At 70.0% G+C, this 23,512-nt stretch carries 20 protein-coding genes, 1 other RNA gene and 2 pseudogenes; 2 read left to right on the forward strand and 21 right to left on the reverse strand.

The annotated features are described in order from the left end of the window. Nucleotides 1–244: 244 nt before the first annotated feature. From ACFVV1_RS11585 to ACFVV1_RS11605, 5 genes and pseudogenes are all read right to left on the reverse strand, one after another. Nucleotides 245–1,900, reverse strand: coding sequence for a beta-N-acetylhexosaminidase (locus ACFVV1_RS11585; protein ID WP_389988102.1), 1,656 nt, complete (start codon nt 1,898–1,900; stop codon nt 245–247). 4 nt (nt 1,901–1,904) lie between these two features. Then, nucleotides 1,905–2,011: pseudogene (locus ACFVV1_RS11590) on the reverse strand (carbohydrate ABC transporter permease); the annotation flags it as partial. A 32-nt stretch (nt 2,012–2,043) separates the two neighbouring features. Further along, nucleotides 2,044–2,516: pseudogene (locus ACFVV1_RS11595) on the reverse strand (RNA-guided endonuclease TnpB family protein); the annotation flags it as partial. Between the two features lie 298 nt (nt 2,517–2,814). Beyond that, a complete protein-coding gene (locus tag ACFVV1_RS11600; protein ID WP_389988105.1) occupies nt 2,815–3,102 on the reverse strand; it encodes a DUF3039 domain-containing protein in 288 nt (95 codons plus the stop codon). A 30-nt stretch (nt 3,103–3,132) separates the two neighbouring features. After that, entirely contained in the window at nt 3,133–3,693 is a 561-nt protein-coding gene (locus tag ACFVV1_RS11605; protein WP_389988108.1) for a YqgE/AlgH family protein, read from the reverse strand. A 311-nt stretch (nt 3,694–4,004) separates the two neighbouring features. Here ACFVV1_RS11605 and murA point away from each other — a divergent pair, with 311 nt between their 5' ends. Next, nucleotides 4,005–5,345, forward strand: a complete 1,341-nt coding sequence (gene murA, locus ACFVV1_RS11610) for a UDP-N-acetylglucosamine 1-carboxyvinyltransferase (protein ID WP_389988111.1) — start codon at nt 4,005–4,007, stop codon at nt 5,343–5,345. 206 nt (nt 5,346–5,551) lie between these two features. Here murA and ACFVV1_RS11615 read toward each other — a convergent pair whose 3' ends face one another. The 13 genes from ACFVV1_RS11615 to ftsE all read right to left on the reverse strand — a co-directional run bounded on the left by ACFVV1_RS11615 (nt 5,552) and on the right by ftsE (nt 19,093). Then, entirely contained in the window at nt 5,552–5,833 is a 282-nt protein-coding gene (locus ACFVV1_RS11615) for an HU family DNA-binding protein (RefSeq protein WP_003968811.1), read from the reverse strand. A gap of 313 nt (nt 5,834–6,146) precedes the next feature. Continuing rightward, nucleotides 6,147–7,580 carry an NAD-dependent malic enzyme gene (locus ACFVV1_RS11620; RefSeq protein ID WP_389988114.1) on the reverse strand — a complete coding sequence of 478 codons (1,434 nt, stop codon included), beginning with the start codon at nt 7,578–7,580 and terminating at the stop codon, nt 6,147–6,149. Between the two features lie 490 nt (nt 7,581–8,070). Continuing rightward, entirely contained in the window at nt 8,071–10,494 is a 2,424-nt protein-coding gene (locus ACFVV1_RS11625) for a HelD family protein (protein WP_389988117.1), read from the reverse strand. Between the two features lie 78 nt (nt 10,495–10,572). Further along, nucleotides 10,573–11,472, reverse strand: coding sequence for an anti-sigma factor family protein (locus tag ACFVV1_RS11630; RefSeq protein WP_389988120.1), 900 nt, complete (start codon nt 11,470–11,472; stop codon nt 10,573–10,575). Beyond that, complete coding sequence (locus tag ACFVV1_RS11635) at nt 11,469–12,062, reverse strand: sigma-70 family RNA polymerase sigma factor (RefSeq protein WP_389988123.1); 594 nt, start codon at nt 12,060–12,062, stop codon at nt 11,469–11,471. The genes ACFVV1_RS11630 and ACFVV1_RS11635 overlap by 4 nt, the downstream gene beginning before the upstream one ends. A 109-nt stretch (nt 12,063–12,171) precedes the next feature. Further along, entirely contained in the window at nt 12,172–12,828 is a 657-nt protein-coding gene (locus tag ACFVV1_RS11640; protein ID WP_389988126.1) for a CGNR zinc finger domain-containing protein, read from the reverse strand. Nucleotides 12,829–13,012: 184 nt separating this feature from the next. Beyond that, a complete protein-coding gene (locus ACFVV1_RS11645; RefSeq protein ID WP_389988129.1) occupies nt 13,013–13,579 on the reverse strand; it encodes a GNAT family N-acetyltransferase in 567 nt (188 codons plus the stop codon). Nucleotides 13,580–13,646: 67 nt separating this feature from the next. Beyond that, on the reverse strand, nt 13,647–14,813 hold the full coding sequence (locus tag ACFVV1_RS11650) for a uroporphyrinogen-III synthase (protein WP_389988289.1): 1,167 nt from the start codon (nt 14,811–14,813) through the stop codon (nt 13,647–13,649). 369 nt (nt 14,814–15,182) lie between these two features. After that, nucleotides 15,183–15,571: a transfer-messenger RNA gene (ssrA, locus tag ACFVV1_RS11655) on the reverse strand. Nucleotides 15,572–15,690: 119 nt separating this feature from the next. Then, on the reverse strand, nt 15,691–16,179 hold the full coding sequence (smpB, locus tag ACFVV1_RS11660; RefSeq protein ID WP_389988132.1) for an SsrA-binding protein SmpB: 489 nt from the start codon (nt 16,177–16,179) through the stop codon (nt 15,691–15,693). 18 nt (nt 16,180–16,197) lie between these two features. Then, nucleotides 16,198–17,385 (reverse strand): S41 family peptidase, encoded by a 1,188-nt coding sequence (locus tag ACFVV1_RS11665; RefSeq protein WP_389988136.1) that lies wholly within the window; start codon nt 17,383–17,385, stop codon nt 16,198–16,200. A gap of 67 nt (nt 17,386–17,452) precedes the next feature. Then, nucleotides 17,453–18,373: a permease-like cell division protein FtsX gene (ftsX, locus tag ACFVV1_RS11670; protein ID WP_389988139.1), complete on the reverse strand. Its 921-nt coding sequence runs from the start codon at nt 18,371–18,373 to the stop codon at nt 17,453–17,455. Between the two features lie 30 nt (nt 18,374–18,403). After that, nucleotides 18,404–19,093 (reverse strand): cell division ATP-binding protein FtsE, encoded by a 690-nt coding sequence (gene ftsE, locus ACFVV1_RS11675; protein WP_275534976.1) that lies wholly within the window; start codon nt 19,091–19,093, stop codon nt 18,404–18,406. A gap of 269 nt (nt 19,094–19,362) precedes the next feature. On the opposite strand from ftsE, the gene ACFVV1_RS11680 reads away from it, so the two are divergent. Beyond that, nucleotides 19,363–19,563: a hypothetical protein gene (locus ACFVV1_RS11680; protein WP_389988142.1), complete on the forward strand. Its 201-nt coding sequence runs from the start codon at nt 19,363–19,365 to the stop codon at nt 19,561–19,563. A gap of 118 nt (nt 19,564–19,681) precedes the next feature. On the opposite strand, the gene ACFVV1_RS11685 is transcribed toward ACFVV1_RS11680, so the two are convergent. From ACFVV1_RS11685 to ACFVV1_RS11695, 3 genes are all read right to left on the reverse strand, one after another. Beyond that, nucleotides 19,682–20,587 carry a hypothetical protein gene (locus ACFVV1_RS11685; protein WP_389988145.1) on the reverse strand — a complete coding sequence of 302 codons (906 nt, stop codon included), beginning with the start codon at nt 20,585–20,587 and terminating at the stop codon, nt 19,682–19,684. Nucleotides 20,588–20,992: 405 nt separating this feature from the next. After that, nucleotides 20,993–22,099 (reverse strand): peptide chain release factor 2, encoded by a 1,107-nt coding sequence (prfB, locus tag ACFVV1_RS11690; protein WP_389988148.1) that lies wholly within the window; start codon nt 22,097–22,099, stop codon nt 20,993–20,995. Nucleotides 22,100–22,259: 160 nt separating this feature from the next. Further along, nucleotides 22,260–23,498 carry a serine/threonine-protein kinase gene (locus tag ACFVV1_RS11695; RefSeq protein ID WP_389988151.1) on the reverse strand — a complete coding sequence of 413 codons (1,239 nt, stop codon included), beginning with the start codon at nt 23,496–23,498 and terminating at the stop codon, nt 22,260–22,262. Between the last annotated feature and the right edge of the window lie 14 nt (nt 23,499–23,512).

A 23,512-nucleotide genomic window follows, 5' to 3' on the forward strand; every position in this document is an offset into this window, starting at 1 on the left:
CAACTCTGGCACATCTTCCGATCGGACCGACGCGAGGGTCCGCGAAGGGCATATCCGTTCCCTATCAGGGGGATGATCCTGGTTCGACCCACTTCGGCGCAGAGTGCGAATTGCCACTCTTCGGCGAGCCCTGGGTGGGTTGTTCCGTTCCGGCTGTGCGTTTGCGGATGCCCGTTCCGGACAATGACCGCCGGCCGTCACACTCCCGGGGAGCGTGACGGCCGGCCCCGGAGCGCGGCCGGAATCACACGTTCGGGGGCGGCCCCTCAAGGGGGCGTCCGAGGACCCCCGGGCGCTGCTGCCGGGGCAACGGGCCGCTCGGCGGCCGGTAGTCGACGCCGAGGGCGTCGAGCCGGGCGTAGTGCGCGGTCATTCGCCGTTCGAAGTCCGCGAAGTCACGGTCGGCGGAGGCGGGCAGGGGCGACCAGGCGACCTCGGCGAACGCCGCGAGGCGCGGGAAGACCTGGTAGTCGACGCGGGACCGGTTCTGCATGACCTCGGTCCAGACATTGGCCTGGGTGCCGAGGATGTGACGGGCCGCCTCCTCGGAGAGGCCCGGGGGTACGGGTTCGAAGCGATAGACGTCCTCCAGGGTGCGGATGAAGCCGATGGGCATCGGCTCGTCGGGGCCGCCGTCCTGACGGTGGTCCAGGTACACGTGCTGCTCCGGGCACATCACCACGTCGTGGCCGGCCTCGGCGGCGGCGATGCCTCCCCCGTAACCCCGCCAGGACGACACGGCGGCGCCCGCCGGGAGGCCGCCTTCGAGGATCTCGTCCCAGCCGATGAGCCGGCGGCCGCGGGCGGTGAGCCAGGTGTCGAAGTGCCGGATGACCCAGGACTGCAGCTCGTCCTCGTCGGCCAGGCCGAATTCGTCGATCCGGGCCTGGGCGGCCGGGGACTCCTTCCACTGGTCCTTGCGGCACTCGTCGCCGCCGATGTGGATGAACGGCGAGGTGGCGGCGGGGAAGAGTGCCAGGACCTCTTCGAGGACGCCCTCGAAGAAGCGAAGGGTGTTGTCAGTGGGGGCGAGTACGTTGGCGTTGATGCCCCAGGTGTCCCAGACGGAGAGGGTGGTGGTGTCGATGACGTCGGTGTTGCCCAGTTCGGGGTACGCGGCGATGGCGGCCTGCGAGTGGCCCGGGATGTCGATCTCGGGAACGACCCGGATATGCCGCTCGGTGGCGTACGCGACGATCTCGCGGATGTCGTCCTGCGTGTAGTAACCGCCGTGCGGGGTCTCGTCCCAGAGCTCGGAGGCCCGGTGGCCGTGCTTGGTACGGGACCGCCAGGAGCCGACCTCGGTGAGCCGCGGGTAGCGCTTGATCTCGATGCGCCAGCCCTGGTCGTCGGTGAGGTGGAAGTGGAAGACGTTCAGCTTGTGCGCGGCGAGAAGGTCGAGATAGCGCAGGACGTCGTCCTTGGGCAGGAAGTGCCGCGCCACGTCGAGCATCATGCCGCGCCAGGGGAAGCGGGGGCTGTCCTCGATGTCCGTGAAGGGGACGGCGGGCCTGCTGCCGGGGTTGACGGGCGCGCGGCGGAAGGCTGCGGGCCCCAGGAGCTGACGGAGGGTCTGCGCGCCCCAGAAGACTCCGGCGGCGCTTCCTCCGGCGATCTCGACGCCGGTGGGCCCTGCGCCCAGCCGGTAGCCCTCGGGGTCCAGGGCCGGGTCGATGCGCAGCCGGATGGTGTTCGCGGCGCCCTCGCCACCCTCGACAGCCGTCGGCGGGGCGAGCGGCAGGCCGAAGGCGGCGCCGAGGGTGGAGCGCAGCCAGCGTTCGGTGTTCTCGGTGCCGGGGGCCGCCGTGATGGTGGTGGAGGGGTCCAGCGGGAAGGCGCCCGGTCCCTCGTCACCGACTGCACCGACGTGCACCGGCGCCGGGATCAGTTCCATGTCCATGACGTCAGTCCTTAACCGCTCCGCCCAGTCCCGGGACCAGACGTCGCTGTACGAGTACGAAGAAGACCAGCACGGGGTGGTCATCACCGTCGAGGCTGCCATCATCCCAGTGATCCGGTTGTCCTTATCGGCTCGCTTGCCAACCGGTCGGCTCGCTTGCCAACCGGGAGGTCTTTGGTCCAGCGGAAGCGGACACGACCGATCTTGGGGATGTCGGCCATGCCCATCGGCGGTGCACGCGGACGATATTCAGGTCCCGGCCCTGGGGAATGTCCACGGACATCGCCGACCGGAATCGGGCCTTGAAGGCCGGGGCGTCGGTCCGGCCCTCCCAGCAGTTGATCCACGCCCGGTAGTACGTCTTCAGCACCGCCTGGGCGGCCTGCGCCGGGAGCACCGCCAGCCAGTCGATTTCCTTGCAGGCCTCGCGGATCGCGGCGTCCGCCGCCGCGAGAGATCTGCGGCGCCCGGGAAGCATGGTCCACCAGTCATGAAGGAGATTCCACGTGGCGCGTGCGGCGTGCGCCTGGTCGTCCATGGGCAGGACCTGCGCAGAGGTCAGCGCAAGCCGGGCACGATGCCCGAACTGCCGCTTCACCCCTGCCTGTTCGCTCATGAACACGAAACCAACACTGGTCTACGAAACTCCGACGAACCTGAACACCAATGCCCGGAACTGCCTCGGCCATGACCACGGCCTGCACGTTCACATGACCACTTCCGCCAGAAACCATCGAGATGTGATCACTCCCATCATGCCGACGCGACGCGATACAAGGAGATCAACCAGGAAGTCCGAGAACGACGAGCGCGGCAGACCAGCATCACGCCCAGGGCATACGCAAAAGGCCCCCGGGGCGCGCATCAACGCGCGCCCCGGGGGCCAGAAGCAATGGTGGCCGATCGGCGCCGGACTACTTCTTGTCGTTGCCGTCCTTGCCCTTGTCGCCACCGGCACCCATGGACTCGTAGATCTCCTTGCACATGGGACAGACCGGATACTTCTTCGGGTCGCGACCCGGTACCCAGACCTTGCCGCACAGTGCGACCACGGGAGTGCCCTCCAGGGCGCTCGCCATGATCTTGTCCTTCTGGACGTAATGGGCGTAGCGCTCGTGGTCGCCGTCGCCGTTCGACACCTGTGGTGTCGGCTCTACGAGGGTGCCCGTACCTGCCCCGCGCTCGGGCTCAAGAGTGCTCATGGACCCCAAGGGTACTGAAGGCCGGGACCATCAGTTCAGCGAAGGGTCGTCCGGATAGGTGGCGATCATCGCCAGTTCGCTGCGCTGGCGGCGCAGGACCGCCCGCCAGAGGTGCTCCGGACGCGGGGAGGAGACGTCTCCGGGCTCGGACTCGACGACGTACCAGGCGCCCTCGGCCAGTTCCTTCTCCAGCTGTCCGGGGCCCCAGCCGGCGTATCCGGCGAAGATCCGCAGCGAGCCCAGCGCCGCGGCCAGCAGCTCCGGCGGGGCCTCCAGGTCGACCAGGCCGATCGCCCCGTACACCCGGCGCCAGCCGAGAGGGCCCTCGTCGCCGGGGATGACGGCCACACCGAGCGCCGAGTCGAGCGAGACCGGGCCGCCCTGGAAGACGACACCCGGTTCGCCGGTCAGACCGGCCCAGGACATGAGGACGTCACCGACGCCGACGGGGGTCGGGCGGTTCAGGACCACGCCGAGCGAGCCCTCCTCGTCGTGGTCGAGGAGCAGCACCACCGCGCGGTCGAAATTCGGGTCCGCGAGCGCGGGTGTGGCCACGAGCAGTCGCCCTGTGAGCGAGGACACCTCGGTCATGGCAGAAATGATCCCGCATCTTCGGTCTCCACGGAGACCAAGTGGGCCGCCCGGTCACCGAAAGAGCCGAGCACGGCTCGGGGCGCAGCTCAGGGCGCAGCTCAGGGCGCAGCTCAGGGCGCACGGACGCACGGGGAGCGCACCGCCCGGGTGGCTTTGCGGACGGTAACGCTCCGCAAGAGTCGGGCAGCAGAGCGTGTTGTGGCGGATTCATGACGTTCGCGCACCCCCCGTCCTCTTACGGAAGGGGGGCGGTGGGCCATTACCCTTTCGGTTGGCCCCCTGCCCGACCACTCCGGAACGCGAGATTCATGACCGGCACAGACGATGTCCTGCTTGTCCACGGCGGAACCCCGCTGGAGGGCGAGATCCGCGTCAGAGGCGCCAAGAACCTGGTGCCGAAGGCAATGGTCGCCGCGCTGCTCGGCAGCGGGCCCAGCCGGCTGCGCAATGTGCCCGACATCCGCGACGTGCGGGTGGTGCGGGGGCTGCTGCAGCTGCACGGTGTGACGGTCCGGCCGGGTGACGAACCGGGCGAGCTGATTCTGGACCCGACCCATGTCGAGAGCGCCAATGTCGCCGACATCGATGCCCACGCGGGCTCGTCGCGCATCCCGATCCTCTTCTGCGGCCCGCTGCTGCACCGGCTGGGCCACGCGTTCATTCCGGGGCTCGGCGGCTGTGACATCGGCGGCCGGCCGATCGACTTCCACTTCGACGTGCTGCGGCGGTTCGGCGCGACGATCGAGAAGCGGGCGGACGGCCAGTATCTGGAGGCCCCGCAGCGGCTGCGCGGTACGAAGATCCGGCTGCCGTACCCGTCCGTGGGCTCCACCGAGCAGGTGCTGCTGACGGCGGTGCTCGCCGAGGGCGTCACCGAGCTGTCGAACGCGGCCGTGGAGCCGGAGATCGAGGACCTCATCTGCGTACTGCAGAAGATGGGCGCGATCATCTCGATGGACACCGACCGGACGATCCGGATCACCGGTGTCGACCGGCTGGACGGTTATACGCACCGGGCCATCCCGGACCGTCTGGAGGCGGCCTCCTGGGCGTCCGCGGCGCTGGCCACCGAGGGCAACATCTACGTACGGGGCGCACAGCAGCGCTCGATGATGACGTTCCTGAACACCTTCCGCCGGGTCGGCGGGGCGTTCGAGATCGACGACGAGGGCATCCGCTTCTGGCACCCGGGCGGCGCGCTGAACGCCATCGCCCTGGAGACGGACGTGCACCCCGGTTTCCAGACCGACTGGCAGCAGCCGCTGGTCGTGGCCCTGACGCAGGCCTCGGGCCTGTCCATCGTCCACGAGACGGTGTACGAGTCCCGGCTCGGTTTCACCTCCGCGCTGAACCAGATGGGCGCGCACATCCAGCTCTACCGCGAGTGCCTGGGCGGCTCCGACTGCCGCTTCGGTCAGCGGAACTTCCTGCACTCGGCGGTCGTGTCCGGGCCGACGAAGCTGCAGGGCGCGGATCTGGTCATCCCGGACCTGCGCGGCGGTTTCTCGTACCTGATCGCCGCGCTGGCGGCGCAGGGCACGTCGCGGGTGCACGGCATCGACCTGATCAACCGCGGCTACGAGAACTTCATGGAGAAGCTGGAGAAGCTCGGCGCGAAGGTGGAGCTGCCGGGCGGCGCGCTGGTCTGAAACAGGCGGTCCCAGGGCTGCTGACGGGGGTTCGGGACCGTTGTCCCGGGCCCCCGTTCGCCGTTCGGTCGGCCACGGAACGGCGCGGAGGCCGGAGGGGTCCGCTCGGCGAGGCCGGTAGAGGCCCGGAACGGGCCCTCTCGCGCCGGTACACGGAAGGGCGGTCACCCTGGTCGGGTGACCGCCCTTCGTCGCGCCTGTGGGGCTTACTTGCCCTTGGCGGCTTCCTTGAGCTTGGAGCCCGCGGAGACCTTCACGCTGTAGCCGGCCGGGATGTTGATCGGGTCGCCGGTCTGCGGGTTACGAGCGGTGCGAGCGGCACGGTGGGTGCGCTCGAAGGTCAGGAAGCCGGGGATGGTGACCTTCTCGTCGCCCTTGGCGACGATCTCACCGACGGTCTCGGCGAGGGCGGCCAGCACGGCGTCGGCGTCCTTGCGAGTCACCTCGGCGCGGTCGGCCAGGGCGGCCACCAGCTCACTGCGGTTCATGTTGTTACTCCCGTGTTCTTCTTGCCTGTGAGGCGTGAGATCGAAGCCGATGCTGCCAGGGCCCTCGGACAGTCCCCGGACCCGGGTCTGTCTTCAGACCCTCGCGCCCGATTACGCATCCTGCCCCCACCTGCGGCGGTAACGCCAATCCGGCACCCTCCGGAGTCACACGAAAAGCACCCTCGCCTCGTCGTGGTGACGTTCCGTCGACTCCCCGAAAGCAGTCCGCAGCGGATGCGGGGCTCTGCGGGACGCGCCGCCCGCCCACCCTAAAGGGGCGTTTGGGGCGCCGCGACCCGCGACGCGCCGTAGCTCAGGCCAAGCCGGCGCCTGCCGCGCCGCCGCCCGCGGTCTTCGCCGCGTCGCGGACCGCACCGGCGACCGCTCCCGCGACCCTGTCGTTGAAGACCGACGGGATGATGTAGTTCGCGTTCAGTTCGTCCTCGGCGACGGTCTCGGCGAGGGCGCCCGCCGCGGCGAGCATCATCTCCGTGTTGACGGTGCGGGACTGGGCGTCCAGCAGGCCGCGGAAGACGCCCGGGAAGACCAGCACGTTGTTGATCTGGTTCGGGAAGTCGGAGCGGCCGGTGGCGACAACTGCCGCCGACTGGCGAGCGATTGCCGGGTCCACCTCGGGGTCCGGATTCGCGAGCGCGAACACGATCGCACCGTCCGCCATGGCGGCGACATCGGTGCCGTCCAGCACGTTCGGGGCGGAGACGCCGATGAAGACGTCGGCGCCCACCACGGCCTCCTTGAGGGTGCCGGTGATGGACTCGGGGTTGGTGTTGTCGGCGATCCAGCGCAGCGGCGAGTCGGCGTCGGCGGAGACCAGATCCTCGCGGCCCGCGTGCACCACGCCGTGGATGTCGGCGACGACGGCGTGCTTGACGCCCGCGGCGATGAGAAGCTTCAGGATGGCCGTACCGGCCGCTCCGGCGCCGGACATGACGACCCGTACGTCCCCGATCCCCTTGCCCACCACGCGCAGCGCGTTGGTCAGCGCGGCCAGGACCACGATCGCGGTGCCGTGCTGGTCGTCGTGGAAGACGGGGATGTCGAGGGCCTCGCGCAGCCGTGCCTCGATCTCGAAGCAGCGGGGGGCGGAGATGTCCTCCAGGTTGATGCCCGCGAAGCCGGGGGCGATCGCCTTGACGATCTCGACGATGGCGTCGGTGTCCTGGGTGTCCAGGCAGATCGGCCAGGCGTCGATGCCGGCGAACCGCTTGAAGAGGGCCGCCTTGCCCTCCATCACCGGCAGGGCGGCCATCGGTCCGATGTTGCCGAGGCCGAGCACCGCGGAGCCGTCCGTCACAACTGCGACGGAGTTGCGCTTGATGGTGAGCCGGCGGGCGTCCTCGGGGTTCTCGGCGATCGCCATGCAGACCCGGGCCACACCCGGGGTGTAGATCATCGAGAGGTCGTCACGGTTGCGGATGGGGTGCTTGGACGCCATCTCGATCTTGCCGCCGAGGTGCATCAGGAACGTACGGTCGGAGACCTTGCCCAGCACGACACCCTCGATGCCGCGCAGGTTTTCGACGATCTCGTCCGCGTGCGCGGTGGAGGTGGCGGCGATGGTGACGTCGATCCGCAGCTTCTCGTGGCCGGAGGCGGTCACATCGAGGCCGGTGACCGAACCGCCGGAGGACTCCACGGCCGTGGTGAGCTGGGAGACCGCTGTGCCGCTCGCGGGCACCTCCAGCCTGACCGTCATCGAGTACGAGACGCTGGGCGCCGTTGCCATGGCCGAGTCCTTCGCTTTCCTTAGCTTCATTGCCGCGCGGCCGGGGCGCTCACCTCGGTCACGCTTCCCGATCGTCGCACCTACTGGCCGGTAGCCGGTAATGAGTGCCGCGTTTCGGAAAGTAGTTTCCACCATACGAGAGAAGGCCGCTTCAGCGGAACCCCCGACCACGTCCGACCGGACCGGGTGCGTGAGGTTCGCAGGTACGTAGGTTCGCGGAACCTGGTCCGGAGTCCGTGGTCCCGTAAACAAGAACAGACCCGCGCCACCGGAAGGTGACGCGGGTCTGTCTTCTTGTTCAAGCGGCACCGACCCGCCATGCTCGCCTCGCGGCAAGTGGTCGCTCGAAGCGACGAAGGTTGGGCCCGGGGGCTTGGATCGAGCCGGTGCCGACACCAGGCTAACAAAGACCCCGGGGATGCGATTCCCGCGGGACGGATGGATTCAGAAATCCGTCCGCCCGGTGGTACCTCCGCTCCCCGCCCCGGCGTCAGTCCCTCAGCAGGTCCGGGACGCCGTCCTCGTCGGGCAGGTCCCGCTCCCCCGAGACCACCGTGAGCTGCTGCGTCGCACGCGTCAGCGCCACGTACAGCACCCGCAGACCGGCCGGGGACTCGTCCGCGATCTCCGCGGGCGAGACGACCACCGTGGCGTCGTACTCCAGGCCCTTCGCCTCCAGGCTGCCCAGCGCCACCACCCGCTCACCGAGACCGTCGAGCCAGTCGCGGGCCTGCGCCCGGCGGTTCATCGCGACGACGACGCCCACCGTGCCGTCCACCTCGGCCAGCAGCCGCCGCGCCTCCTCGCGCACCGAGGCGGCCAGATCGCCGTCCCGTACGGTCGCGAAGCGCGGCTTCACGCCCGTGGAACGGACCGCGGCCGGTGACTCCATCCCGGGCATCGCGAGCGCCAGGACCTTCGAGGCCAGCTCGGCGATCTCCGCCGGGTTGCGGTAGTTGACCGTGAGGGTGAAGCGGCGGCGCGGCCGGTTGCCGAGCGCCTCGTCGCGCGCCCGGGCGGCCTCGTCCGGATCGGACCAGGAGGACTGCGCCGGGTCTCCGACGATCGTCCAGGTGGCGTGCCGGCCGCGGCGGCCGACCATGCGCCACTGCATGGGCGTGAGGTCCTGCGCCTCGTCGACGATGACATGCGTGTACTCCGTACGCTCCGCGGCCAGCCGCTCGGCCCGCTCGCGCCGGGTCTCCTCGCGCTGCGGCATGAGCTCCTCCAGACCGGAGAGCTGGTCCAGCGGGTCGAGTTCGCGCTTCTTCTTCGGCCGGTACGGGGTGCCGAGCAGCATCTGCAACTCGTCGAGGATCGCCACGTCGTGCACCGAGAGCGGCCCGTTCCCTTCTCTGTCGAGCCGCTTCAGGGAGCGGGTGAGGCGGCGCACCTCGCCCTGGTTGAGGACCCGGCGCGCCCAGCGGCCGAGCCGCTTCTCGTCGGCCATCGCGGCGAGCACCCCGCGGGGGGTGAGTTCGGGCCACCAGGCGTTCAGGAAGTCGAGGAAGGGGGCCTCGGTGGAGACGTCCTCGTCGAAGGACGAGCGCAGCTCGGCGGCCAGTTCGGGATCGGTGTAGCGGCCCCGGCCGGAGGACTTGTTCCACAGGGCGTCCAGGAGCATTCTGCGGGCGCGCGGGCGCAGCAGGTTGACCGGGGCGGTGCCGCCGAGGACGGACTGCCGGATGCGGTGCAGTTCGTCGGCGTTCAGCTCGACCCGGGCACCGAAGGCGACGACCCGCAGGCGGGTGGGGGTGGCCGGGGGCTCACCGGCTCGGCCGGTTGCGTCGGACACGCCGGTTGCGCCGGTTCCTTCGGCTTCGTCGCCGAAGGACAGCTGGCCGTCCCGGTTCGCCGCCCTGCGGGGAGTGCCGGGCTGTTCCAGTGCGCCGCGTGCCGCCTTGCGCAGGACCTGGAGCATCCGGGAGGAGCCCTTGATCCGGGCGACGGCGGGTTCGTCGTAAGTGGTGGCGCCCTCGACGCCGGCCGCCTCGTCGGAGAGTGAGCCGACCGCGCGGATCGCGACCTGCCCCTCCTCGCCCAGCGACGGCAGCACGCCTTCGGTGTACGCGACGAGGAGCGGGGTCGGCGAGACCACGAGGATGCCGCCCGCGTAGCGCCGCCGGTCCTGGTAGAGGAGGTACGCGGCACGGTGCAGGGCGACGGCGGTCTTGCCGGTGCCGGGGCCGCCGGAGACCTCGGTGACGGACGCGGCGGGGGCCCTGATCACCAGGTCCTGTTCGGCCTGGATGGAGGAGACGATGTCCCGCATGGTGTGGCTGCGGGCCTGCCCGAGCGCCGCCATCAGGGCGCCGTCGCCGATGACGGGGAGCTTTTCGCCGCCCAGGTACGCGGTCAGCTCGGGGCGCATCAGGTCGTCCTCGACGCCGAGGACCCTGCGGCCCTTGGAGCGGATGACCCGGCGGCGGACCACCCGGCCCGGCTCCTTCGGCGTCGACCGGTAGAACGGTGCGGCGGCCGGTGCGCGCCAGTCGATGACCAGTGGCGCGTAATCGGCGTCGAGGACTCCGATCCGGCCGATGTGCAGCGTCTCCGCGATGTCGGCGGAATTGTCGTCGCGTACGGCGTCGTCGGCCGGCTCTACGGAGGTGTACGCGCCGTCCGGGCCGCGTTCGCCGTCCTTGCCGGGCAGCAGATCGATCCTTCCGAAGAGGAAGTCCTCGAACTCGCTGTTCAGCCGGTTGAGGTGGATCCCGGCCCGGAAGACCTGGGCGTCGCGCTCGGCGAGCGCTCCCGGGGTACCGACCTGGCCGCGCTTGACGGCGTCGTTCATGAGAAATTCCGCCTCGTGGATCTTCTCTTCGAGGCGGTGATAAACACGGTCGAGATGTTCCTGCTCGACACCGATTTCCCGGTCCCGCAACGAATCGACAGCGGCATCCTGCGCGGCCACCGAGGCCCCCTTCTGACGTGCATTTGGGCAGCCGTCAACTTTATGCGAAAAGGGGCCCGCCGCGCACCTGCCGAACGATCAGACCTCGATCTCCACCAGCCGCCTGCCGTCGAACGTACGCACCTCGAAGTGGTCGATGTCACCGCGGTCCATGGCCGCGCCGCCGTGGACATGGAGCGGGTACGTCGCGGCCGGGTGCGGAAATTTCTCGATGCCGTACCCCCACTTCGGTACGGACCAGGAGGTGACGACCTCCTCCTCGCCGGTCTTCGACACCGCGATCAGCCGGCATTTCTCCGGGCCCGTGACGTTTCTGAGCTCCAGCACGGTGTCGGTGCCCCAGGCCTTCTTCTCCATGCCGATGGTGGCGTCGACCTTCGTGGTGGGGTCGGTGGCCCGCACCTTGTCCGTCATGCGGGAGAAGGCGGTGTCGTCGGCGGGGCCGGTGGGGTGCGGGTCGGCCGCCTGTGCGGAGGTGCCGTCGCCGCCGGTCACCAGGACGGCGACGACCGGACCACCGATGATCAGCGCCGCTGCCGCCGCCACCAGATACCTGGAGCGGCGCCTGCGCCCGGCCCGCTTGCGGGCCACCTCCTCGACCAGCCGGTCGAGCATCCGGGGCGTGGGCCGCTGCGCGACGTACGGGACAAGGCGGGCGGCCGGCCCGGCGGCCGGGGCATCGGAGAGCGCCGCGAGCACGGGTTCCAGTCCGGCGAACTCGTCGAGACGGGCGCCGCACAGGTCGCAGCCGGCCAGATGCGCCTCGAAGGCGGACGCCTCGGCGTCGTCCAGCACGCCGAGGAGATACGCACCCGCGGCGTCGTGTCCGGGCTCCTCGACGGCCTCGCGTGGGGCGGTACGGCCGGGGCCACCGAGGCTGCGGGGGCCGCCGGGGTTCCGGGGGCCCCCGGGGCTGCGGGGGCTGGAGGGACCCGTGGTGGACCGGGGGCCGAATGGCTCCCACTCGTCGTCGCTCATGCCGTGATCCCCCTCTCTTCGAGTGCCAGCTTCATCGAGCGCAGTGCGTAGAAGACCCGGGAGCGCACCGTCCCGCTCGGAACACCCAGCACATCGGCCGCCTCGTTGACCGTACGGCCCTTGAAGTACGTCTCGACCAGTGCTTCCCGGTGGGCGGGGGTCAAATCGTCGAGCGCGTCCGAGAGCGTCATCAGCCACAACGCCTTGTCCATCTCGTCCTCGGCGGGAATGACCTCCAGCGGCGACGGATCGACCTCGTGCGGCCGGGCCTGCCTGCTGCGGTGGCCGTCGATGACGATGCGCCGGGCCACCGTCACCAGCCACGGGCGGACGGAGCCGGTGGCCCCGTCCAGCCGGCCGGCGTTCTTCCAGGCGCGGATGAGTGTTTCCTGCACCACGTCCTCGGCGCGCTGCCGGTCGCCTGCGACGAGGCGGAGCACGTACGCGAGCAGAGGTCCGGCGTGTTCGCGGTAGAGCGCCCGCATCAGCTCCTCGTCGGGGGCGTCGGAGGAGGACGGGGGCGGCTCACTGCGATGTCGGGCCCTGTGCGGACGGTCATCGGCCACGGCCGCATCCTTGCGCACCCGCACCTCCCGGTCGAGACCCTGTGGAGCTCCCTGGCCATCGAGTACGGAGGGGGACCGCGATCCATTCAAACCGGTCTCAAAATTCTTTCCGGTCTCAAGATTCTTTACCGTCTCAAGACTCTTTGCGGTACGGCGCTCCCGCGCTCGCCCCCGCGACCGCGTCCACAGCCGCGTCCACGGCCGCCACGGCCGCCGCCCTGCGCCGGTGCCGGGCCACCCGCTCGCGGTTGCCGCACACCTCGCTGGAGCACCAGCGGCGTCGGTGGCCGCGCGAGGTGTCCAGGTAGAGGCGGCGGCAGTTGTCGGCCCCGCAGCGGCGCAGTCCGGCGCGTGCCTCGGGGTCGGTCAGGAGCTCGACGGCGTCGCGGGCGACGGCGGCCAGCAGCGCCCCGCATTCGGGATCGGCGCTCAGTGTCCGTACCAGCGTGCCGCTCCTGCCGCGCACGGCCCTCAGTCCCGGGGGTGCGGCCGCGGCGAGCGCGTTGACCCGTTCCAGGGCGCTCTCGGCTCTGCGGCCACCGAGTTCGGCGGTCAGCAGACGGTCGACGCCTGTCCTCAACTGCCGGAAGCGCACCACCCAGGTGTCGTCCACCGCGTCGAGGCGGGTGCCGCTCGGTACGAGTCCGGCGGCAACCAGCCACTCCGCGAGCCGTTCGGCGCCGTCGAGCAGCTCGCAGGCGCCGGAGGTGCCGGCTCCCGTCGCCACCAGGTCCAGGCAGGGGCGGCCGGAGTCGAACCGCCAGTCGTACGAGCGCTTGCCCGCCGCCATGCGTGAGTCACCGCCTCGTGGTCTCCGGTCGAGGTCTCCCCCAGAGTGCCCCTCAGGTGCCGCGCCCGGAACCCCTGCCGCCACGCGGTTCGGTACGGGCGGGGCCGTACGGCGTCCTGATGACCGGTGATCTCCGTACCGCTTGTGCGCGTGCGTACCGCGCGTCCGGTAGCCGTTCCGGCCCTTATGCCGGCAGCGACGAACCGTCGTACAGGATCCGCTGGAACAGCCGGTGGTCGCGCCAGTCGCCGTTGATGTGCAGGTAGCGCGGGGCCACGCCGTACTGCTCGAAGCCGCACTTGGTGAGCACCCGCTGCGACGCGACGTTGTCCAGCACCGTCCCCGCCTCGACCCGGTGCAGGCGCAGCCCGTCCCTGGCCACCTCGCAGACCCGCTGCACGGCGGCCGTGGCCAGACCACGGCCCGCGTGCTCGACATCGACCCAGTAGCCGAGAGTCGCGCTGCGGAACGGCCCGAGCACCATGCCGTTGAGGTTGAGCCCGCCCACCACGCGGTCCTGTTCATCGGCGAGGACCCAGGCCATCGCCCGCCCCGCGTCACGGTCCGCGAGCAGACCGGCCAGCCGTTCCCGCTGGCCATGCTCGGTGTAGAAGGCGTCGGGCCGCACGGGCTCCCAGGGCTGCATGTACGCGCGGCTGCGGGTCAGCGATATGGAGAGGGAGACGGCGTCGGCCGGGGTCGGGGGACGGAGTCGTACCTCCGCGTTGATCCGGTGGATGTCGTTCATCATCCCATCACGCTACCCGGGCGTGGTCGGGCGCCTTGTTCCTGACGCCGCGACGGCATCCGCAGCGGCCTCAGGGACCGGAACCGGAATCGGAATCGGAATCGGCGTACGTGCTGTCCGGCGCCGGGTCCAGCGCCAGTCGGTAGCCGCGTTTGACTACCGTCTGGACGAGGCGGGGCGTGCCCAGTGCCGTACGCAGCCTCGCCATGGCCGTCTCCACCGCGTGTTCGTCCGTACCGCTGCCGGGCAGCGCGCGCAACAGGTCGGCGCGGGCCACCACCCAGCCCGGCCGGCGGGCCAGGGCGTGCAGCAGGGCCATTCCCGCAGGCTGCACCGGACGCAGTGCGCCGTCGACGATCACGGCGTGGCCACGGACCTCGACCCGGTGCCCGGCGATCGGAAACGTCCGTACCCTGGCGGGGAGTTCGTGGCACAGCAGCTGGACGAGCGGGGCGAGCCGGAAGCGTTCCGGCTGGACGGTGTCGATGCCGCGGGCCCGCAGCGGCAGGGCGGTGACCGGTCCGACGCAGGCCACGAGGACGTCGTCCCGCAGCGCGCTCAGGAGTTCCGGGAGCAGCCCGCGCTTCCCGGCCCGGCCGAGCAGCGAGGCGGCGGCGGGGGCGCTGGTGAAGGTGAGGGCGTCCAGGCCCCGGGCCAGGGTGGTGTCGAGCAGCCGGTCGAGCGGGGCGATGTCCTCGGGGTCCGCCCAGCGGTAGACGGGTACGGCGATCACCTCGGCTCCCGCGCCGCGGAGCGACTCGACGAAGCCGGGGAGGGGCTCGCCGTGCAACTGGACGGCGATACGGCGCCCCTTCACGCCCTCGTCCAGGAGCCGGTCCAGCACTTCGGCCAGGGACTCGGAGTCGGCCGACCACGCCTCGGTCAGCCCGGCGGCCCGGACGGCGCCCTTGACCTTGGGGCCGCGGGCCAGCAGCTCCACGCCGCGCAGCGCCGCCGACAGCCGGTCGCCGAGACCCCAGCCGTCGGCGGCCTCGATCCAGCCCCGGAAGCCGACCGCGGTGGTGGCGACGACCACGTCGGGGGCGGAGCCGACGATTTCCCGGGTGGCGTCGAGGAGTTCGGTGTCGTCCGCGAGCGGCACGATCCGCAGGGCGGGCGCGTGCAGGACGGCGGCTCCCCGTCGTTCCAGCAGCGCGCCGAACTCCTGTGCGCGGCGCGCGGCGGTGACCCCGACGGTGAAGCCCGCGAGTGGCCCGTGCTGTTCGCCCTCGTGCATGTGGTCCACCCGGCTCTCGTCCCGCTGCTGCCCGACGGCCGAGCCTGCCAACGGTGCGTGACAGGCTCGGTTCACCCATATTTCCCGTGCGTTACGTCACATGCCATCGAACGGTCATGATCACGCGGCGTCGTGGCCGAGCCGGGGCTTGGCGGCACGGGCACGGCGCAGTCCGGTCCGGTCCGGTCCGGTCCGGTCCGGACCGGCGAAGGTGTACCGCCCGCACCCTCGCCCTCAGCGCCGGCGACGCGCGGCGGGGCTGGCGCCGGCCGGGGTCCGGCGGAGGTGAGCCGCGCACGCTCCGGACGGCGGGAACAAGAACGAGGACCCCGTTGCCGGTGGGCAACGGGGTCCTCGTTCACATGGGAATTGTGGAGATGGCGGGAATCGAACCCGCGTCCAACGGTGCAGAATCAGGGCTTCTCCGAGCGCAGTTCGCTGCGATTTTCTCGGCCCCGGAGATCTCGCGAACAAGTCTCCGACGGGCTCAGTCACTGTTTGATTTCCCACCGAACCCCGTGACCGGGATCAGTGGTTTAGTCCCCTAGATTATGCCAGGGTCCGGGTCGGGAACACCCCCGGGCTGACACCCATTAAGGGTCCCTCACTCACTGCTTATTAGGCAGCGAGGGCGAAGGACTGGGAATCGCTCTTGGAATTGGCGATTATTGGTTGCGACATATGGTTTACGAGATCATTGCCGCTTCCTCGGCTCGCTTCCCCTGCTTCGACATCCGCTGTCGAAACCGATCATCCCCATGTTGTGTTGTCAAAACGCGCACCCGCTGTGGAGTGCAGTGCCATCGTACGTGACCAACGCACGACGATGCCAGCCTATTCCTGCGGGCCGCTGCCGGCCCCGCCCGTACGGTCCCGGCTACGCGCTGCGCTGGCGCCGGCGCGCTGCCGAGATCGCACGGTTCGTCTCCCGCAGGTCCTGCTTCTCGCGCAGGGTCTGCCGCTTGTCGAACTCCTTCTTGCCCTTGGCGAGCGCGATCTCGACCTTCACCCGGCCGTCCTTGAAGTACAGCGCGAGCGGCACGATCGTGTGACCCGTCTCGCCGGACTTCGACTCCAGCTTGTCGATCTCCGCCCGGTGCATCAGCAGCTTGCGCTTCCGCTTGGCCGAGTGGTTGGTCCAGGTCCCCTGCACGTACTCCGGGACGTGGATGTTGTGCAGCCATGCCTCGCCGCCGTCGATCTGGACGAAGCCGTCCACGAGCGAGGCCCGGCCCAGCCGCAACGATTTGACCTCGGTACCCATGAGTACGAGACCGCACTCGTAGGTGTCGAGGATGTGGTAGTCGTGCCGCGCCTTCTTGTTCTGCGCGATGAGCTTGCGCCCTGTGTCCTTTTCCTTAGCCATAGTGCAGCCATTTTCGCACTACGACCCACCCCCGAGGCCACTCAATACTGTCTCGGCCCGCCGCTCGGCCCGGGATGTGACCGCGAGGTCCGGGGTTATGCCGCGGCCGTCGACGCCGCGGCCCGCCGGGGTGCGGTAGTGGCCGACGGTCAGCTCGGCCACCGAGCCGCCCGGGAGCTTGCTGGGCATCTGGACGGAACCCTTGCCGAAGGTGCGCGAGCCGACCGTGACGGCGCGGCCCCGGTCCTGCAGCGCGCCGGTGAGGAGCTCGGCAGCGCTCATCGTGCCGCCGTCGATGAGGACGACGAGGGGGCGGACGGTGTCGCCGCCCGGCTGCGCGTAAAGGGCCCGCTGCTCTCCGTGCACGTCGTACGTCGCGACCAGGCCGCCGTCCAGGAAGGCGGAGGCGGCGGTGACGGCCTCGGTGACCAGGCCGCCGGAGTTGCCGCGGAGGTCGAGGAGCACCCCGGCACCCGCCGGTGCGTCCCGGACCGCGTCGCGGACCCTGTCGCCCGAGCCCCTGGTGAACGAGTCCACCTCGATCAGGACAGCCGGGGAGGGATCGGAACGGTCCGGTCCGATGTGCCGGACGCTGACGGCCTCGGTGGTGAGCCTGGCCCGGCGCAGCGTCTCGGTCCGGAGCGCCGCGCCCCGCTGCACGCCCAGTACGACGGTGCTGCCCGCGGACGCCTCCGTACGGTCTCCGCGCAGCAGGGCGACGACCTCGGCGACGGGCCGTTCGTCGACCCGGTGGCCGTCGACCGTACGAAGCAGATCGCCCGGCTCGATGCCCGCGCGGTCGGCGGGGCCGCCGGGCTGGACCCGGGCCACCTCGACCCGTCCCTCGGCGGAGCGCCTGGCGGCGATCCCCACGCCGGTGTACGAGCCGTCGAGGGCCTGCTCGAACTCCTCGTACTGCCGCTCGTCGTACACCGCGCCCCAGCGGTCGCCGCTGCGGCTGACGACCTCCTCGGCCGCCTCCTTGCCGGACTTGCCGTCGGCCACGGCCCGGGCGGCGGCGTCGGCCACCTCGTCACCGTCGACGATGGAGGCGACGTAACGGGTCGCGATGTCCGAGGACTTCGCCGCGCCGCGCGGCAGCGAACCGGTGGCCGCCGCGGTGGCCAGCACGGTCGCGAAAACCAATGTCAGGGCCGCCCCGCGGCGCACACCGCGGGGCCCGAAACACTGCACAGGACCCGACATGGCGACGAGTGTAGGACAACGCCCTTGTGGCGCACGGCCGGTTGGCCGTGCGCCACAAGGGCGCTTGTCACACCTTCAGGTACTTGCGCAGCGCGAAGAGAGCGGCAACGGCGGGCATCAGCAAGCCGATCGCCAGGACCAGGGGCAGCTTGGTGAAGACCGCGTCCCAGCCGATGAAGTCGATCAGGTTCAGCTTGCTCTGCAGCGCCAGACCGCCGTCGATCAGGAAGTACCGGCCGGCCAGCAGCATCGCGCAGGCGAGCACGCCACCGATGAGACCGGCGAACGCGGCCTCCATGATGAACGGCATCTGGATGTAGAACCCGGAGGCGCCGACGAGCCGCATGATGCCCGTTTCGCGCCGTCGGCTGAACGCGGACACCCGGACGGTGTTCACGATCAGCATCAGCGCGATGACCAGCATCAGCGCCATCACGAAGAGGGCGGCCACATTCATGCCGTTCATCAGCCCGAAGAGGTTGTCCAGGATGGATCTCTGGTCCTGGACGGACTGCACCCCGTCCCGGCCGGCGAAGGCGGTGGCGACGACCTTGTACTTCTTCGGGTCGTGGAGCTTGACCCGGAACGACTCCTGCATCTGGTCCGGCCTGATGTTGCTCGCCATGGGCGAGTCGCCGAACTGCTCCTGGTAGTGCTCGAACGCCTGGTTGGCCGACTCGTAGGTGACCTTCTCAACCAGGTTGTCCATCTTGTCGAGTTCGTCCTCGATGTTCTTCTTCTGCTCCTTGGTGACAGCACCCTTGGCGCACTTGGGCGTCGAGGTCACATCACTCTTGCTGCACAGGAAGATCGAGACGTTGACCTTGTCGTACCAGTAGTCCTTCATCGTGCTGACCTGCTCGCGCATGAGCAGCGCGCCGCCGAACAGGGCGAGCGAGAGGGCGACGGAGACGACGACGGCGAAGGTCATCGTGAGGTTGCGACGGAGGCCGACGCCGATCTCCGACAGGACGAACTGGGCGCGCATGGCGTCCTTTCAGTGCTCGGTGCTCAGTGCTCAGTGCTGGTAGCCGTAGACGCCGCGGGCCTGGTCGCGTACGAGGCGGCCCTGCTCCAGCTCGATGACGCGCTTGCGCATCTGGTCGACGATGTTCTGGTCGTGGGTCGCCATGATCACGGTGGTGCCGGTCCGGTTGATCCGGTCCAGCAGCTTCATGATGCCGACGGAGGTCTGCGGGTCGAGGTTGCCGGTCGGCTCGTCCGCGATCAGCAGCATGGGACGGTTCACGAACGCCCGCGCGATCGCCACGCGCTGCTGCTCACCACCGGAGAGCTCACCGGGCATCCGGTCTTCCTTGCCGCCGAGGCCGACCAGGTCGAGGACCTGCGGCACCGCCTTGCGGATCTCGCCGCGCGGCTTGCCGATGACCTCCTGCGCGAACGCCACGTTCTGCGCAACGGTCTTGTTGGGAAGAAGTCTGAAGTCCTGGAAAACCGTGCCCAGCTGGCGGCGCATGTGCGGCACCTTCCAGTTGGACAGGCGCGCGAGGTCCTTGCCCAGGACGTGGACCATGCCCTGACTGGCGCGTTCTTCGCGGAGGATGAGTCGCATGAAGGTGGACTTGCCGGAGCCGGAGGAGCCCACCAGGAAGACGAACTCGCCCTTCTCGATATCGAGAGACACATCCCGTAGAGCGGGACGGCTCTGCTTCGGGTAGGTCTTGGAGACGTTGTCGAATCGGATCACGGATGCACCACGGTCGGCCGGGAGTAGGTGTGCGTGACCATACGCGAACCGGCCTGACGCGTGCAGGCGCGCGTCCCGGGATGGGTGATTTATGGCGGAACGGCATGGGCCGGAAGCGGGGCCGAAGCGCTACGTAACGGGCTGTGTCCGGCGGGCCGCGCCGAAATCCGCGCGAGCTGGCACAGTGGTAGGGGGAACGGTCGCGTTCCCATGAGCGTTGTGCGGAGACAAGGCGTATGCGGCTCCGCCGCGCGGGAGGAGGAAAGCGCATGACCTATGACCGATTGGTGTGCGCAAACTGCGCGGCGCCCGTGAATGAGGGCCGCTGCCCCGTGTGCCGGGCAAGCCGTGAGCGGCTGCAGCACGAACAGGAGCAGGGAATCTTCGCGGGGCTGAGCCCCGTGACACTGGTAGCCCTGCTGGTGGTGCTGCTGGGCGCGCTGGCACTGCTGGCGCACCAGACCGTGTAGCCGCGGGAGAGCCCGTCCGTCCGCCTGCGAGAGCGTGTACGTGTACGCAGAGGGGCCCGGGATGCCGTTAGCAGGCGTCCCGGGCCCCTCGGTGCGTACATGTGCCGCCAGCGGGCCCTTAGGCGACCGTACGGCCGTTCATGAGGCGCGGCAGGATCCGGAAGCCGATACCTCCGGCAATCATCGTCGCGGCGCCGACCAGCAGGAACGTGGTCTCGGCGGCACCGGTCTCAGCGAGCTCGTCCTTGCCCTTGCCCTGCTCGACCGGCTGGTTGCCGGCCGAGTCGGGGGTGGTGTTGTCCGCGCACTTCGCGCCGTCGAGGTCGACGGTGCAGTTGTCGGCGTCGCCGCCACCGGTCGCAAAGCCTGCGGAGGCGTTACCGGTGGTACCACCGTTGCCGGAGGTGCCGGAGGAACCGTTGCCGCCGTTGCCGGAGGTGCCGGAAGAACCGTTGCCACCGTTGCCGGAGGAACCGTTGCCACCGTTGCCGTTGCCGCCGGACTGGTTGCCACCGTTGCCGTTGCCGCCGTTGCCGTGACCGCCGGTCTCATTGCCGCCGGTCTCGTTACCGCCGGTCTCATTGCCGCCGGTCTCGTTACCGCCGGTCTCATTGCCGCCGGTCTCGTTACCACCGGTCTCATTACCACCGGTCTCATTACCACCGGTCTCATTACCACCGGTCTCATTACCACCGGTCTCATTACCACCGGTCTCATTGCCGCCGGTCTCGTTACCACCGGTCTCATTGCCGCCGGTCTCGTTACCACCGGTCTCATTGCCGCCGGTCTCGTTACCACCGGTCTCGTTACCACCGGACTCAGTACCGCCGGTCTCGCATCGCGGGTCGGCCGGGCTGCACGGGTCGCCGTCGCCGTCCGCCGTCTGGACGCCAACCTGAACACCCGCGACGTTGACACCGATGCCTGCGGCCGATGCCGCACCGGCAGCGGTGAGCGAGGCGCCCGCGGCGATCACCGCACCCGCGGCGATCCGCGCGACGCGTACTCGCGTCTTCTTCGTCATGTGCTGCTACCCCCAGTAGCTGGTCTCGTCAATGGAGCAGCCATATGCGGGCCGCGGCTCTGCGGGGTTCACTCCGAACAGCGCCACATGGAGCCGTGGTCATGCCGCCCGCCCCCGTTCACACCCGTCCCGGACATACGCATGCTGCCCTAGCACCCTGTCCAGAGTTAAGGATCACGTCAAGGCCGTTCCGTGCAATCTGCACCGATTTGAGGGGAGTTGATCTCCATTCGGAATCACGACTGTGACGCACTCACCACGCCGCCTCCGCAACTCGGTCCCCCAACTCCCTTTCGCGCGCCGCCTCGTACGCGTGCGCGACGAAAACGGCGGTGCCGGAACCCCGTGGGGATTCCGGCACCGCCGTTCAAAGAACAGGGAAACAGGCCGCGTCGGCCCGCCCGCCTACTTCTCCCGCTGCTTGCGCCAGCGGATGCCCGCCTCCAGGAAGCCGTCGATCTCGCCGTTGAAGACCGCTTCCGGGTTGCCCATCTCGAACTCCGTACGCAGGTCCTTGACCATCTGGTACGGGTGCAGGACGTACGACCGCATCTGGTTGCCCCAGGAGTTGCCGCCGTCGCCCTTGAGGGCGTCCATCTTGGCCTGCTCCTCCTGGCGGCGGCGCTCAAGGAGCTTCGCCTGGAGGACGTTCATCGCGGACGCCTTGTTCTGGATCTGCGAGCGCTCGTTCTGGCAGGAGACGACGATGCCGGTCGGGAGGTGGGTCAGGCGCACCGCGGAGTCCGTGGTGTTGACGCCCTGGCCGCCGGGGCCCGACGAGCGGTACACGTCGACGCGCAGTTCGGACTCGTCGATCTCGATGTGGTCGGTCTGCTCGACCACGGGGAGCACCTCGACACCCGCGAAGGACGTCTGGCGGCGGCCCTGGTTGTCGAAGGGCGAGATCCGGACGAGCCGGTGGGTGCCCTGCTCGACGGAGAGGGTGCCGTAGGCGTACGGGATCTGGACGGCGAAGGTGGTCGACTTGATGCCGGCCTCTTCCGCGTACGACGTCTCGTAGACCTCGGTCTTGTAGCCGTGCCGCTCGGCCCAGCGGATGTACATGCGCTGGAGCTTCTCGGCGAAGTCGGCGGCGTCCACGCCACCGGCCTCGGCGCGGATGTTGACCAGGGCCTCGCGGGAGTCGTACTCGCCGGAGAGGAGGGTACGGACCTCCATCTCGTCCAGCGCCTTCCTGACCGAATCCAGCTCGGACTCGGCCTCGGCGAGGGCATCGGCGTCGCCCTCGTCCTGGGCGAGCTCGAAGAGGATTTCGAGATCGTCGATCCGGCCGCGGAGCGCCTCGGTCTTGCGGACCTCGGCCTGGAGGTGCGAAAGCTTGCTGGTGATCTTCTGTGCCGCCTCCGGGTCGTCCCAGAGGGAAGGCGCTGCCGCCTGCTCCTCGAGCGCGGCGATGTCCGCCCTCAGCGCATCCAGGTCCAGGACGGCCTCGATCGACCCCATGGTCGAGGAGAGGGACTTCAGCTCTTCGGAAATATCGACGACTGCCACGGGTCCAGCGTAACGGCTGTCGGCACGGACGTTCCTCGGGCCGCATGATCACGACTCGGTGACCGGGTGTGCGGCGCCTCCCCGGACTGTGCGGCGACGGGTGCGCCCCTGGGTTCCGCCGGGGCCGGAAGCCACCGGGGAACCGACTCCGGGCCCCGGATCAGGGGGCGCCCGGCGCCGAGCTCTTCGTGTCCTGCGCGGGCACGTCCGCGCTGTCGCCGCCCAGCGCCAGCCAGCCGCCCACGCCGAGGGCCACCACCAGCACCAGCGCCGCGGCGCCCAGCGTCAGGCGGCGCTTGCGGACGGCTGCGGACTTGTTGCGGGCCGAGCCGGGGCGGGGCCGGCCCGGGGAGCGGGGGGCCCTGGCCGTGCCCCGGGGGCCGCCGGACAGTTCGTCGGGGGCCGGGACACGCATGCTCGTGTGGGTGTCGCGGTTGGAGTCGGTGGACGAGCCGGGGACCAGGGGGACCGCGCCGCGGCGGCGGGGCTCCTCGGGCGCGGGGGTGTACTGCTGCTCGTCGTACGTCGGGGGTTCCGGTTCGGTGTCCGGTTCGTCCACGTCCAGCGGCGGGATACCGGCCAGCTGCGGGAGCTGCTCGCGCAGCCGGGCCGCGAGCTCGGAGGCGCGCAGCCGGGAGGCCGGCGCCTTGGCCAGGCACTGGACGAGGAGCTGCCAGAGCTCCTCGGGGATGCCCGGGAGGGGGACGACGGTCTCCGTGACGTGGCGGCGCAGGACCGCGCCGGGGTGTCCGCCGCCGAAGGGCGTGAAGCCGGCGAGGAGCTCGTACAGGACCGTGGCGAGGGCGTAGATGTCGACGGCGGCGCGGGGCGGGAGGCCCTCGACTATCTCGGGGGCGAGGTAGTCCGGCGTACCGATGATCTTGCTGGCCTTGGTGCGGCGCGGGGTGTCGATCAGCTTGGCCACGCCGAAGTCGGTGAGCAGCGCCGGGTGCGAGCCGCCGGGGCCGAGCGGGCCCTCCATGTCGAGCAGGATGTTCTCCGGCTTGACGTCGCGGTGGACCACTCCGGCGGCGTGCGCGGCGGCCAGGCCGTCGGCGACGTCCGCGATGATCGCGACGGCGGCCTCGGGCGCGAGCCGGCGTTCGCGGTCGAGGCGGGTGCGCAGGTCCGTGCCGCGGACCAGGTTCATGACCAGCGCCAGGTCGTTGCCGTCGACCACGAGGTCGCGGACGGCGACCACCCGCGGATGGTCCAGGCCGAGCAGGGCGGTGCGCTCCTGGACGAAGCGGCCCACGAGCTCCTGGTCGGACGCGAGATCCTCGCGGAGCAGCTTGATGGCCACCGGGCCCTCGGGCCCGTCGCCGAGCCACACCGTGCCGGCGCTGCCGCGCCCCAGGATCTGGTGGGCGGTGTACCGGCTGCCGATATTCCGTGCCAAGACTGCTCCCTCAG

Origin of the sequence: Streptomyces sp. NPDC058092 (assembly GCF_042884935.1) — a bacterium.
Taxonomy (GTDB): domain Bacteria; phylum Actinomycetota; class Actinomycetes; order Streptomycetales; family Streptomycetaceae; genus Streptomyces.